The organism is Desulfothermus sp. (genome assembly GCF_053993635.1).
In genome coordinates, this window is the sequence record NZ_JBMYBT010000147.1 from 1 (window position 1) to 12,983 (window position 12,983).

The window sequence follows — 12,983 nt, forward strand, 5'->3', positions numbered from 1 at the left end:
ATTTACTGGGGAAGGCGGTCTATTTTAGGGCACTTGAAGAGGAAAATAAAAAATTAAGAAAACAACTGGCTACTGCCACCAGGCCAAAAACCAATATAATTGGAAGGTCAAAAGGAATACTTGAAGTCCTGAAATTAATAGATCAAGTTGCCAACACTGACACCACTGTTTTGATCACAGGGGAGACAGGAACAGGAAAGGAACTTGTGGCCAGTGCTATCCATGAAAATAGTAGCAGGGCAAAAGGTCCTTATATTAAGGTTAATTGCGCGGCAATGCCCGAGAGTTTGCTTGAAAGTGAGCTCTTTGGTCACGAAAAAGGCGCATTTACAGGTGCGCTTTCTAGAAGAAAAGGGTGTTTTCAAGAGGCAAATAAGGGAACCATATTTTTAGATGAGATTGGTGAACTTTCTCCTATGGCACAGGCAAAGCTCCTTAGGGTGTTACAGGACAAGGAAATTCAACCAGTTGGGGCATCCAGGAACATAAAAGTAGATGTGAGGGTAATCGCTGCTACAAATAAAGATCTAGAACAAGAGGTAGCTAAAGGTAGATTTAGATCAGACCTTTTTTTTCGACTCAATATTTTTCCAATATATATCCCTCCGCTCAGGGAAAGGGGGTCTGATATCCTTTTGCTTGCTGATTTTTTTGTAAATAAGTACTCAAAAATTTTTAAAAAAAATATAAAACGCATCTCTACAACTGCAATTGATATGCTCATGTCTTACCACTGGCCAGGAAATGTGAGAGAACTGGAAAATTGTATTGAACGTGCAGTTTTGATTGTAGAGGGTGAAACCATTGAATCACATCATTTCCCTCCTTCCCTTCAAACAAAATCAAATAGTGAGAATGGCCAGTTTCACGGAAAATTTGACATATTAGTGGCAAATTTTGAAAAGGACTTAATTATTGACGCATTAAAAGAAACAAATGGAAACCAGAGTTCTGCAGCAAAGATTTTAGGGACTACTAAAAGGATTATACAATACAAAATAAAGAAATATGCAATTGATCCAAAAAGATTTAAAAAAAAGAAATAAAAATTTAATATATGAGCACATTAAAAAGATTTACAAACAAATTAAAGGAAAAGAGAGATAAGTTTATTCATTTATGTGAAAAGGATGTGGTGGGGATAAATGCAGTAAAATCATATGCAAGGGAAATCATAGATGTTTTTTTTAGCTATTTAAAAGGATTAAATCTTGATAGGTTGTGCGTTTTTGCATCCGGTGGGCTTGGGAGGGGGGAAATTAGCTTTGACTCTGATCTAGACCTTGTTTTTTTACATCAAAATAGATTGTCAAAGGACCTTAGGTCCCTCATTGAATCCATTATCTCATCCCTATGGGATGCTGGTTTTGAGGTTGGACAGCAGGTATCCTCTTTATCGGGACTTATTCGCCTTGCACGATCTGACTTCTCTGTATGCACTTCTCTTTTAGAAACAGAATTTTTAGGTGGCGATAGGTATCTCTATGAAAAATTTAAGACTAGTTTTATTGATAGTTTGAGCTCTACAAGACAAAAAAGGAATTTTTTAAAGAAACTTAGAGAATACAGAAATGAGAGAATTAAACAATATGGAGAGAGTATTTATTTAATTGAGCCAAATATAAAAGAAGGACTAGGTGGGATTAGGGATGTACATTGTATTAAATGGGGAGCTGCTGTTTTATTAAATACTCCTGATTTAAATACAATATTATCTCTTGGATGGATAAATCAAGATGAGCTCCAGTGGGTATTAAATGGCTATGATTTTTTATGGAGAACTCGTATCCAGTTACATAGAATTGGTGGAAATAAGAAAGAGCAACTATCCCTTGAAGATCAACACACAATTGCACCTATATTGGGTTTTTCTAATGGGGAATTTGTATCCTCAGAAGAATCTTTTATGAGGATGTATTATACCCATACATCCAGAATAAAGAGAGTAACAAATTTTTTTATAGATAAACTATTTGATAGGTTTGTGCAAAAAAATAAAAATAAAAAAGAAAAAATAATCCCTGGCCCATTTATTGTTAGAGGTGATATAATAAGGTTCAAAGATCCAAATGATGTAAATATTAGACCAGAAATCTTAATGGAACTATTCTGGAACGCATCAAGATACAAACTTAAGTTTCACCATGATACAGGAAGGATTATAAGAGAAAATTTAAAATTAGTAGATAAAATAAGATCCAATGAAAAAGTTGTTTCCATGTTCTTTGACATACTCCTAAATCAAGAAAATAGTTTTGAAATATTAAAGGTAATGCATGAGACAAAATTTTTAGATACCTTTATTCCAGAATTTTTACATCAAAGATATAGGGTTCAATATGATACATATCATACTTATACTGTAGATGAGCACCTGCTTAGAACAGTTAAAGAAATGCATGAATTAAAAAAAGGAGAATTTGGATATCTCTTTAAAGAGGACATAAATGAAAAAATTTTGTTTTTAGCAGCCCTTTTACATGACATTGGTAAAGGTTATGGAGAAAATCATTCAAAAAAAGGAAAGGAGCTTGCCAAGGAGATTGGAGAGAAACTTTTTCTTACCCATGAAGATATAGAACTTTTGTGTTTTTTGATTGAAAATCATTTATTACTTGCAGAAACGGCCTTAAAAAGGGATTTAGAGGAGGAAAAGCCAGTTGAAACATGTGCAATAAAGATAGGTTCTTTAAAAAAACTCTATATGCTTTTTTTGTTGCAAATTGCAGATTCCGTGGCTACCGGCGAAAGGGCCTGGAACCCATGGAGAAAAACCCTTTTAGACCAACTATTTATTAAGGTTAGAAATATACTTCAGGGCGAGACTTCAAATGGAAAAGACATTAAAAAACTAATAGGACAAGTAAAAACACAGGTGATAAGCCTTTCAGATAGAGATGAAATATCAGGTGTTAAAAAGTGGCTTGATGGGCTTTCCATGAGGTATTTGCTCAGTCAATCGCCAGAAGATATTTATCTACATTATAAATTGGAACACATATTTTCTCAAAAAAAGGACGTTGTTTTAAATTTAAGAGGTCAAAATGGGTTCTGGGAATTTATTTTTGTATGCAAAGATCATCCAAGACTTTTTGACTTTATTACTGGGGTATTGTGGATTAATGGAGTGAATATATTATCTGCTGATATTTTAACAAGAAGTTATGGTATAGCTGTGGATATATTAAAAGTGGCAAATATACCAGATCCATTTAATTTAGAAAGATTTTGCAATAGGATTGAAAATAATTTGAAGAGTTTAATTTCAGAGGACTTGAAATTAGAAGACCTCTACAAAAAGAAATATTACAGAAATTTTTCAAAATATAATTATTTAAAGAGAGAAGATAGAGTAGTAATAAATGAAGAGGCTTCAGACTTTTATACAATTATTGAAGTATATACATGGGAGCGCCCTGGAGTTTTACATACTATTTCAAAGGTTTTGCATGAGTTTAATTTAAATATTAAAATGGCTAAAATTACTACTCCTGGAGAACAGGTAGTAGATGTGTTTTATGTGACTACTCATGAAGGCACCAAAATATTAGATCCAGAGTTGCACAAACGAATTAAGATAGCACTGCTTAAAGCATTAAAGGAGTTTAGTTAAAATATGTGGTTACTTTCTATATCTTTTGCACTGGCAGTTGGAATATCAGCCCTATGTTCTCTTACAGAAGCGGTTTTATATTCTGTATCCTGGAGTTATATAGAGACATTGAGAAAAAATGGGAAAAAAACCGGTGAGATATTATTTCAGCTCAAATCAAATATTGACAGGCCCATTACTGCTATCTTGACATTAAACACAGTTGCTAATACAGCTGGGGCGTCAATTGCTGGAGCTGCTGCTATTTCGGTTTTTGGGGAAAAAAATCTTTATATTTTTTCTATAGTTTTTACCTTAACCATATTGTTTTTTTCTGAAATAATTCCCAAGACCGTGGGAGTGCTCTATAATAGGACCTTTGCCCAAATACTGGCAAGGCCACTTTTGGGACTTGTTGTTTTATTTTTGCCTGTTATAAATATTATTTCTTTTATAATAAGATTTTTAGAAAAAGGTAAAAAAGGGATAGATACCTCTGAAGAAGATGTCTTGGCACTTGTTAGTCTTTCTAGAAAGACAGGGGTCATTAAGCAGTTTGAAGAAAAATACATCCATAATGTCCTTAAACTTGATAAAAAACGGGTTATGCAGGTAATGACCCCAAGGACTGTTATGTTTTCTTTACCTGCTGAGATGAGTATAGAGGAGTCAATAGATGTGGATAAGATGTGGCCGTATAGTAGGGTACCAATTTTTTTCAATGGTGATATAGAGGACATCAGGGGAATTGTCTATAAAATAGATGTGCTAAGATATCTTATTAAAGGAGAAGGTGAAAAAAAATTACATGAGCTAAAAAAGCCTGTTCATTTTGTTCTGGAAACTATAACTCTGGACAGACTGCTTGTTACATTTTTAGAATCCAGGATTCCCATGGCAATAGTTTTGGATGAATATGGTGGTATTTCAGGTCTCATTACATTAGAAGATATTTTAGAAGAAATGTTAGGTAAAGAAATTGTTGATGAAACTGATAAGGTAGAAGATATGAGGACTCTTGCAGAAAAGAAAAAGCAAGAAATCCTATCTAAAATAGATGGAGAGAAATAATGAAAAAATCAAAAAACAATCCATACTTAATTGCTTTTTTATTAATTTTTTCTGGATTCATATTTCTTATTTACACATCTATTAAATCTGAAAGTGTGTATTTTTTAAATGTATCTGAAGCCCTTGCAAAACAAGATTTAAAATTAAAAAATGCTAGATTATTTGGAATAGTTGGAAAAAATATAAAGAAAAATGGTAATTATATAGAATTTCCTCTGGTTGATAAAGATTATCCAGATAAAAAAATCTTGGTAAAATATAGTGGGGGCTTACCTGATACATTTAAAATTGGAAGTGAGGTTATTGTGGAAGGTAGTTTTAAAGATCATATATTTGACGCTCGGACACTTATGACAAAGTGTCCATCAAAATATCAAAAACAAAATAGAGGGGATATGGGATAATGGCGCTTGTTTGTTCATTTTTTATGGTTTTGGGATTTTTTTCATGTGCGTTTTTCAGTATTTTTTTAGTATATTTGTTTTGGACCAAGAAAGATATTGAATTTGTTAAATGGATTCAACAGAGTGTATTTTTTTGTGTTAGCTTTTGTTTTTTTATACTTTTATTTGCTTTTTTAAAAAGGGATTTCTCATATGTGTATGTTGCATCATATAGTGACACGTATCTTCCCTGGTATTATGCCTTAACAGCGATCTGGGCAGGACAGGAAGGCTCCCTCTTTTTGTGGTTATTATTTCTTGCAGGATGTGGAGTGATATTTTTAAGACAAACCCAGTATAAAAAACTTGATACTAATGTTAAGGCCATTTTCTGGTCTTTGTTTTTTGCAACTGAGGCCTTTTTTTTTCTAATACTAATCACAGTGGCCAATCCATTCTTAATAAACAATCCTCCTCCTAGCCAAGGAAATGGTTTAAATCCACTGTTAATTCATCCTGGCATGATATTCCATCCTCCAGCACTCTTTTTGGGGTATGCTTTAGTGATGGTGCCAGCACTATTGGGACTCTCTATGAGAATATGTGGAGTTAGACAAGAATTATATGGAGTGATTAGAAAATGGACCATGTTTGCCTGGGTTTTTTTGTCTATTGGCATAATACTTGGCATGTGGTGGTCTTACTATGAACTTGGGTGGGGTGGATATTGGGCATGGGATCCAGTGGAGAACTCCTCACTGGTTCCATGGCTGTGCACTACTGCTTTTTTACATGTAAATATTGTTGCAACAAGGGAAAAGTCCCTAGAGAGAACATGGGGGCTTATCCTGGGACTGACTTTAATAAGTTGTTATGTAGCCACATTTTTGACCAGAAGTGGTATAATTGAGTCTCTCCATGCCTTTGGTGAGGGTGGTGTTGGTGAGCCATTTTTGTTGTTGATATTGAGTAACTTAGTTTTGGTATTGTATATAACTACTTTTTTCCCAGCAAAAAATACTAAGAACTTAAGTGGAATGTTGTCAAAAAATGGTATTTTAATTATTAGTTCATGGATATTTTTAGGTCTTTGTTCAATAATTTTAATTGGGACAATGTATCCTGTTATCAGTAAAGCTATTTTTGCTCAGTCAAAGGGACTCTCTGGTTCTTTTTATAATAAAGTATTTCTGCCTATTGCAAGTTTTTTAATATTTTTGATTATTTTCTGCCCATGGATTAAATGGAAAAAAGAATCCATACAAACAGAGGGGTTTATATTTTTTGGGGTATTTATTGCGTTATCTGCTTTATTATGGTTTTTAAAAATTAAAAATTTGTTGGTTATCTTAACTATTGCATCTTCTATCTCTGCGCTTTTATCTGTTGTTTATTTTGTATTTAAATATAATCTATATTCAAAAATAAGTACCTTTGGCAAATGGGGTATCCATTTTGGAATTATAATAATGGCAATTTCTATTGCAATATCTTCAGGATATAAAAAGAGTGCAGATTTTATATTGGCCAAAGGACAAAGTATAAAATTTGAAGGTTATAACATTGGTTATCAGGACTTTAAAAAGAAAAATTATAAAGATAAAATTGTTTATAGCTATAAGTTTAACATCCATTATAAAGGCAGATATTTAGGTACACTAGTCCCTGAAAAGATATATTATCTTGTTCAAAATAATTTATTTTCAAAGGTAGCAGTATATAAAAGATTTTTTGATGAATTGTATTTAAGTGTATTGCAAAGCACTGAAGATGGAATTTTAAAGATTGAGGTACAAAAAAATCCAATGGTACACTGGATCTGGTTTGGAGCTCTAATTTTAACATTAATGGGACTTTTAGCAAATTTTAAAAGGACGTAAATGTTAGAATTAATAGGGGTAAGTAAGGTTTTTGGGCAAAAACTTATCTTTAAAGACGTGAGTTTTAAGGTCAAAAAGGGAGATGGCATTTTCATTTTAGGACCAAATGGGTGTGGAAAGTCCACGTTAATAAGGATAATTGCAGGGAGTATAAAGCCAACAACAGGTAGCATTAAGTTTGATAGTCAGGTAAAAAGAATTGGATATATGGGACATTTTTTCTCTGTTTACGGGGAGTTGAGTTCAATTGAGAATTTGAGATTTTGGTCTGAGTTATACGGATTAAAGCATAAGGAAGAAGACCTTAAAGACATTCTTGAACAACTTGAATTAGGTCCAGTTTGTTATGAAAAGGTCTCTATATTTTCAAGGGGCATGATCCAGAGGTTAAATATAGCCAGGCTGATGGTAATAGACCCCCATATTTATCTTTTAGATGAGCCAGAAACAGGTCTTGATATTAAATCAAAACAGATGCTTAAAGATTTTGTTGCATCTGAGTTACACAGGGGCAAGGTGGTAATTTGGGTAACTCATTTAACCCTTGATAGTTTTTTTAAAAAAAGACTAATTTTTAAAAACAAGACCTTTAGCTTTGAAACTATAGAAAATTGATTATGTCTCCAATCATCGTAGTGTTAAAAAAAGATTTAACTATTTTATTTTTCAAAAAAAAAGGAATAATAGAGGCCCTTTTACTTGGACTCATAATTATCTTTACCTTTAGCCTGGCTAGTAGTAATCTTGAGGTGGTTCATCCAGTATGGTCTGGCACTATTTTCTGGGTATGTTCCTTGTTTTGTTGTGTGCTTATATTTAGAGAACTCTACAGGATCGAAGAAAGGGACAATGTGTTTGAACTACTCATTATTGCACCAATATCTAAAGAAGGGATATGGATTTCAAAAACAATTGCAGGGTTTATAGCAACCTTGTTTTTACAAATTTTTTTCCTTCTTTTAATGGTCATATTTTTAAAAATTGATTTAACAAATAGCCTTTTATATTTATTGGTTTCAATTTTGCTGATAGATTTAGGTATATGCATTATAGGGTCTTTTTTTGGTGGGGCAATGGCAGGAAGTCATCTAAAAGACTCCCTTTTGACAACAATACTTTTCCCTCTAGAAATACCTTTAGTTCTGGGAGGAATAAAGATCTACACACAGCTTATTAGTGGGGGAACCTTTGATGAAATAAGTGGATGGATTCGCATAATAATAGGATATGACGCCATTTTTGCTGGCATCTGTTTGTTTCTATATCCATATATTTTAGGAGATAGTTGAGGTTTATGAAAAATAATTTTACTATTCACACTATAGTGTTACTTTTAAGCATTTTTTTTATTTGTATTGGTAGTTATTTTATATATGTATATGCGCCAATAGAAAGGGTAATGGGAATACCACAAAAGATTTTTTATTTTCATGTATCATTTGCCTGGTGGTCATTTTTTTCATTTTTTTTAGTTTGTATATTTAGTCTTTTATACATCTTAAAAAAGGATTATAAATACATATTATGGTCGATTTCTGCAGCAGAAATTGGTGTATTATATTCAACAGTGGTTTTAATAACGGGAATTATTTGGGGAAAGGCATCCTGGAATACCTATTGGACATGGGATCCAAGACTTATAACAACTCTTATTATGTGGTTTATGTACATAATATATTTAGTTATTGTAAATATGGATATACAGGAAGATAAAAGATATATATTAGCCAGTGCACTTGGAATTGTGGCATTTTTAGATGTTCCATTGGTATTTTTGTCTGCGAGGATGTGGAGGAGCATACATCCAGCAATATTTGCATCTAAAGGTGGCGGCATGCCCAGGGAAATGTTATATACCATGTTGATTAATCTTTTTGCATATGGTCTTTTGTTTTTTTATCTTTTTGTGTTGAGAAAAAATCAATTGACTTTAAAAAATAAATTAGAACAAGTAATTAGAAATAAAATTTTTTAAAAATATTTTGAGGTTGTCATATGCATTATCTTGTAATTGCAAATATTTTGGTTTGGGCTGGTATTGGAGGATATCTTTTGTATCTTGGAAAGGAAAACAAAAAAATTACACAAAAATTAAATCAAATACAAAGAGAGTTTAAATAACATGAATATTGCAAATTCAAACAGGGTTAAAATACTTATATTTTTTATTGGTTTAAATGTATTTTTTATGATTGCATACATGATATATTATAAACTTCAAAATTCTTCATTGGTTGTTCAAAATAAAAACATAACTCATAGTGAAATGACAAAGGCGGACATTGAAAATATAATAACCAGGTATATGAAAAAGATAAAACAAGATCCAAACGATATAGAAGCCCTGAAGTCTCTAGCATCTATTTTTATGCAAATGAGGGCATGGGACAGGGCGGAGTTCTTTTTAAAAAGGGCATATAAAATTTTGCCAAAAGATGAGGAAGTAATTCTAAACCTGGCAATGTGTGATCTTTTTTTAAAAAAATATAATGAAGGAGCTAAATTACTTGAGAAAATTATAGAGATTGATCCCAAAAATTATATGGCCAAATTTAATCTGGCATATTTATATGGATTTATTTTAAATAAAAAACAAAGATCACAAATATTGTTTAAAGAGCTTATAAATAATAAAGATGTGCCTAAAAATATTAAGGATAAAGCAAATGAGTCTTTAAATGAACTAAATAAAAATTAATTTTTATTTTAATTATAAATCTTGGAGGTAAATAAAGATTATGATAAGTCAAAATAAAGTTATAAAGACAGCTCTTACATTTGATGATGTCTTGTTACTCCCTGATTATTCTGAGGTGATTCCATCTGAAGTTGATGTATCTACTTATCTTACTCCACAAATAAAATTGAATATTCCTATTATATCTGCGGCAATGGATACAGTTACAGAGGCAAGGATGGCAATTTCAATGGCAAGGCAGGGTGGTATTGGAATAATCCACAAAAATTTAAGTATTGAGGAACAAGTACTTGAAGTAAAAAAGGTAAAAAAATCTGAAAGCGGCATGATCATAGATCCAGTTAGTATTGAGCCAGATGATACAGTTGGACATGCCCTTGAGATTATGGCCCAATACAGGATTTCTGGGCTTCCAGTTGTGAGGGGAACTAAAGTTGCTGGAATAGTAACAAATAGGGATGTGGCCTTTGTGGAAGATTTAGACACAAAGGTTGAAGAGGTGATGACCAAGGAAAATTTAATCACAGTTCCACCTGGCACTGATCTGGAAAAGGCCAAAAAGATTCTACATCAAAACAGGATAGAGAAATTGCTGGTAGTAGATGATCAAAACAACCTAAAAGGGTTGATTACTATTAAGGACATAAATAAGATCAAACAATACCCTAATGCCTGCAAAGATAGTTTTGGTAGACTCAGGGTTGGAGCTGCTGTTGGAGTTGGAAAGGACCTTGAGATGAGGGTGGATGCCCTTGTTCAGGCACAAGTGGATGTACTGGTCTTAGACTCGGCCCATGGTCACAGTAAAAATATAATTAATGGGGTCAGGTTTATAAAATCCAATTATCCTGATATTCCTTTAATTGCTGGAAATGTTGCCACTTATCAAGGGGCAAAGGACCTTATTGAAGCTGGTGCTGATACAGTTAAAGTGGGAATTGGCCCTGGGTCTATTTGCACTACAAGGGTTGTAGCTGGGGTGGGAGTACCTCAGATAACTGCAATTATGGATGTGGTGCCTGCATGTAGGGAAAAGGATAGATGTCTTATTGCTGATGGAGGAATAAAATTTTCTGGAGATATTGTTAAGGCAATAGCAGCTGGCGCTGACAGCGTGATGATGGGTGGTATGCTTGCAGGAACTGAAGAAAGTCCAGGAGAGACGGTTTTATATCAGGGCAGGAGATATAAAATATACAGGGGCATGGGGTCGTTAGATGCCATGAAAGAGGGTAGTAAGGATAGATACTTTCAGGAAAATGTGGAAAAGCTGGTTCCAGAGGGCATCGTTGGCAGGGTACCATATAAGGGCCTTGTTGCAGAGACCATATATCAGCTAGTAGGTGGACTAAGGGCTGGTATGGGATATTGTGGTTGCAAAAATATAAAGGAAATGCAAACAAAGGCCAAATTCATTCAAATAACCCAGGCCGGGTACAGGGAAAGTCATGTCCACGATGTAATTATCACCAAAGAGGCCCCAAACTATCAGATTGATATATAGGAAGGGTGAGATAATGGAAAATTTAAATAAGGTCGTAATATTAGACTTTGGTTCCCAATATACCCAATTAATTGCAAGAAGGATTAGAGAAGCTGGAGTTTATTCAGAAATACATCCATGCAATATTGACATTGAAAAATTAAAGAAAATAAATCCCAGTGCAATTGTTTTTTCAGGCGGTCCTGCAAGTGTATGTGATAAAGATGCACCTGATGTTGATACACAGATATTTAATTTCAATGTTCCAATACTTGGAATATGTTACGGAATGCAGCTTATAGCAAAAAAAATGGGGGGAAAGGTCACTCCTTCAACAAATAGGGAATATGGAAGGGCTAATCTTATTAAGGTCAATGACTCTCTTCTTTTTAGGGATGTTTTTGAAAATGGTGGTTTAAATGTATGGATGTCCCATGGAGATAAAGTAGATAGTCTTCCCCCTGGATTTATAACTATTGCAAAGACTGAAAATATAGATGTAGCTGCAATGGAAAATAGGGAGAAAAAAATATATTGTCTCCAATTTCATCCAGAAGTAGCCCATACTCAAAATGGAGAAAAGATATTAAGAAACTTTCTTTTTGATATAGCTAAATTAAAGCCTACATGGAATATGGCGTCCTTTGTAAAGAACGTTATAGATGAGGTTCCTAAAGTAGTTGGAGATGCAAATGTTGTGTGTGGAATAAGTGGAGGGATAGATTCTACAGTAGTTTCAGTGTTGTTAAACAAGGCAATTGGAAAGAAATTACATTGCATATTTGTGGATAATGGTCTACTTAGACAAAATGAGGGAAAAGAAGTTGTTCACTATTTAACTGAACATTTTGATTTAAATTTAAGATATGTAGATGCGTCTAAACTTTTTTTAACAAGACTTAAAGGGGTCGTTGACCCAGAAGAAAAGCGAAAAATCATAGGACGGACCTTTATTGAAGTATTTGAAAACGAGGCCAGGAAGATAGAAAACGTAAAATTCCTGGCCCAAGGGACCTTATATCCAGATGTAATAGAAAGTGTATCTTATAGGGGACCTTCTGCTGTTATAAAGAGCCATCATAATGTAGGCGGACTGCCTGAGAAGATGAATTTAGAATTAATAGAACCACTTAGAGAATTGTTTAAAGACGAAGTTAGAAAAGTTGCATATGAGCTGGGTATTCCAGACTTTTTGGTGTGGAGACACCCATTCCCAGGACCTGGGCTTGCCATCAGAATAATCGGTGAAATCACAGATGAAAGACTTAAAATACTCAGACAGGCTGACAAGATAGTTGAGGAAGAATTAAAGGATTCAGGGTGGTATTATAAGGTCTGGCAGGGGTTTGCTGTATTGCTTCCATTAAAGACAGTGGGGGTTATGGGTGATGAGAGGACCTATGAGCATGTAGTTGCACTAAGAATAGTAGATAGCTTGGATGCCATGACTGCAGATTGGTCCAGGTTACCCTCTGAGCTGCTTGCCAAGATATCAAATAGGATAATAAATGAAGTTAAAGGAGTAAACAGAGTAGTATTTGATATTTCATCTAAACCTCCGAGCACAATAGAATGGGAATAATTTATATTTTCAGCAAAATTTAGGTTTATAAAAATGGAGAACAAAAAATGTTTGGTGTTGGAACATCAGAGCTATTAATAATCTTTCTTGTTGCACTTTTAGTTATTGGGCCATCAAAGCTTCCAGATATAGCAAGGGCACTGGGAAAGGCCCTTGCAGAATTTAGAAAGGTTTCAACAGATGTTAAAAGACAAATAGATCTAGAAGTGCAACTGGCAGATCTGGAAAAAAGAAATACCTATCAAAACATAAATAAAGATAATACTGAGTCCGATGAAATAAACTCAAAAAATA

At 33.6% G+C, this 12,983-nt stretch carries 13 protein-coding genes; all 13 read left to right on the forward strand.

The window, feature by feature from the left end; all coding sequences use genetic code 11:
* Nucleotides 1-1,046 (forward strand): sigma-54 interaction domain-containing protein (locus ACY2V1_RS10800; protein WP_461834808.1); only part of this gene is annotated, 1,046 nt, incomplete at its 5' end.
* An 11-nt stretch (nucleotides 1,047-1,057) separates the two neighbouring features.
* Nucleotides 1,058-3,613, forward strand: coding sequence for a [protein-PII] uridylyltransferase (gene glnD / locus ACY2V1_RS10805; RefSeq protein WP_461834809.1), 2,556 nt, complete (start codon nucleotides 1,058-1,060; stop codon nucleotides 3,611-3,613).
* A gap of 3 nt (nucleotides 3,614-3,616) precedes the next feature.
* Nucleotides 3,617-4,663 (forward strand): hemolysin family protein, encoded by a 1,047-nt coding sequence (locus tag ACY2V1_RS10810; protein WP_461834810.1) that lies wholly within the window; start codon nucleotides 3,617-3,619, stop codon nucleotides 4,661-4,663.
* On the forward strand, nucleotides 4,663-5,067 hold the full coding sequence (locus tag ACY2V1_RS10815) for a cytochrome c maturation protein CcmE (RefSeq protein WP_461834811.1): 405 nt from the start codon (nucleotides 4,663-4,665) through the stop codon (nucleotides 5,065-5,067). Before ACY2V1_RS10810 ends, ACY2V1_RS10815 begins: the two co-directional genes overlap by 1 nt.
* A complete protein-coding gene (locus tag ACY2V1_RS10820; protein WP_461834812.1) occupies nucleotides 5,067-6,926 on the forward strand; it encodes a heme lyase CcmF/NrfE family subunit in 1,860 nt (619 codons plus the stop codon). The genes ACY2V1_RS10815 and ACY2V1_RS10820 overlap by 1 nt, the downstream gene beginning before the upstream one ends.
* Nucleotides 6,927-7,541 (forward strand): ABC transporter ATP-binding protein, encoded by a 615-nt coding sequence (locus tag ACY2V1_RS10825; protein WP_461834813.1) that lies wholly within the window; start codon nucleotides 6,927-6,929, stop codon nucleotides 7,539-7,541.
* A 2-nt stretch (nucleotides 7,542-7,543) separates the two neighbouring features.
* Entirely contained in the window at nucleotides 7,544-8,215 is a 672-nt protein-coding gene (locus ACY2V1_RS10830; RefSeq protein WP_461834814.1) for a heme exporter protein CcmB, read from the forward strand.
* Nucleotides 8,216-8,220: 5 nt separating this feature from the next.
* Nucleotides 8,221-8,901, forward strand: coding sequence for a cytochrome c biogenesis protein CcsA (ccsA, locus tag ACY2V1_RS10835; protein WP_461834815.1), 681 nt, complete (start codon nucleotides 8,221-8,223; stop codon nucleotides 8,899-8,901).
* A 20-nt stretch (nucleotides 8,902-8,921) separates the two neighbouring features.
* Nucleotides 8,922-9,047 (forward strand): CcmD family protein, encoded by a 126-nt coding sequence (locus ACY2V1_RS10840; RefSeq protein ID WP_461834816.1) that lies wholly within the window; start codon nucleotides 8,922-8,924, stop codon nucleotides 9,045-9,047.
* A gap of 1 nt (nucleotide 9,048) precedes the next feature.
* Nucleotides 9,049-9,624 carry a tetratricopeptide repeat protein gene (locus ACY2V1_RS10845; protein ID WP_461834817.1) on the forward strand — a complete coding sequence of 192 codons (576 nt, stop codon included), beginning with the start codon at nucleotides 9,049-9,051 and terminating at the stop codon, nucleotides 9,622-9,624.
* 40 nt (nucleotides 9,625-9,664) lie between these two features.
* On the forward strand, nucleotides 9,665-11,128 hold the full coding sequence (gene guaB, locus ACY2V1_RS10850; RefSeq protein WP_461834818.1) for an IMP dehydrogenase: 1,464 nt from the start codon (nucleotides 9,665-9,667) through the stop codon (nucleotides 11,126-11,128).
* Between the two features lie 13 nt (nucleotides 11,129-11,141).
* A complete protein-coding gene (gene guaA / locus ACY2V1_RS10855) occupies nucleotides 11,142-12,689 on the forward strand; it encodes a glutamine-hydrolyzing GMP synthase (RefSeq protein ID WP_461834819.1) in 1,548 nt (515 codons plus the stop codon).
* Between the two features lie 47 nt (nucleotides 12,690-12,736).
* Nucleotides 12,737-12,983: Sec-independent protein translocase protein TatB (tatB, locus tag ACY2V1_RS10860; RefSeq protein WP_461834820.1), on the forward strand; the 247-nt coding region annotated here is incomplete at its 3' end.

Bases quoted from the DNA above. Each gene is read 5' to 3' on its own strand.
- ACY2V1_RS10815 (WP_461834811.1), top strand. From the start codon at position 4,663: ATGAAAAAATCAAAAAACAATCCATACTTAATTGCTTTTTTATTAATT.
- ccsA (WP_461834815.1), top strand. From the start codon at position 8,221: ATGAAAAATAATTTTACTATTCACACTATAGTGTTACTTTTAAGCATT.
- ACY2V1_RS10820 (WP_461834812.1), top strand. From the start codon at position 5,067: ATGGCGCTTGTTTGTTCATTTTTTATGGTTTTGGGATTTTTTTCATGT.
- ACY2V1_RS10845 (WP_461834817.1), top strand. From the start codon at position 9,049: ATGAATATTGCAAATTCAAACAGGGTTAAAATACTTATATTTTTTATT.
- ACY2V1_RS10825 (WP_461834813.1), top strand. From the start codon at position 6,927: ATGTTAGAATTAATAGGGGTAAGTAAGGTTTTTGGGCAAAAACTTATC.
- glnD (WP_461834809.1), top strand. From the start codon at position 1,058: ATGAGCACATTAAAAAGATTTACAAACAAATTAAAGGAAAAGAGAGAT.
- guaB (WP_461834818.1), top strand. From the start codon at position 9,665: ATGATAAGTCAAAATAAAGTTATAAAGACAGCTCTTACATTTGATGAT.
- ACY2V1_RS10840 (WP_461834816.1), top strand. From the start codon at position 8,922: ATGCATTATCTTGTAATTGCAAATATTTTGGTTTGGGCTGGTATTGGA.
- guaA (WP_461834819.1), top strand. From the start codon at position 11,142: ATGGAAAATTTAAATAAGGTCGTAATATTAGACTTTGGTTCCCAATAT.
- ACY2V1_RS10810 (WP_461834810.1), top strand. From the start codon at position 3,617: ATGTGGTTACTTTCTATATCTTTTGCACTGGCAGTTGGAATATCAGCC.
- ACY2V1_RS10830 (WP_461834814.1), top strand. From the start codon at position 7,544: ATGTCTCCAATCATCGTAGTGTTAAAAAAAGATTTAACTATTTTATTT.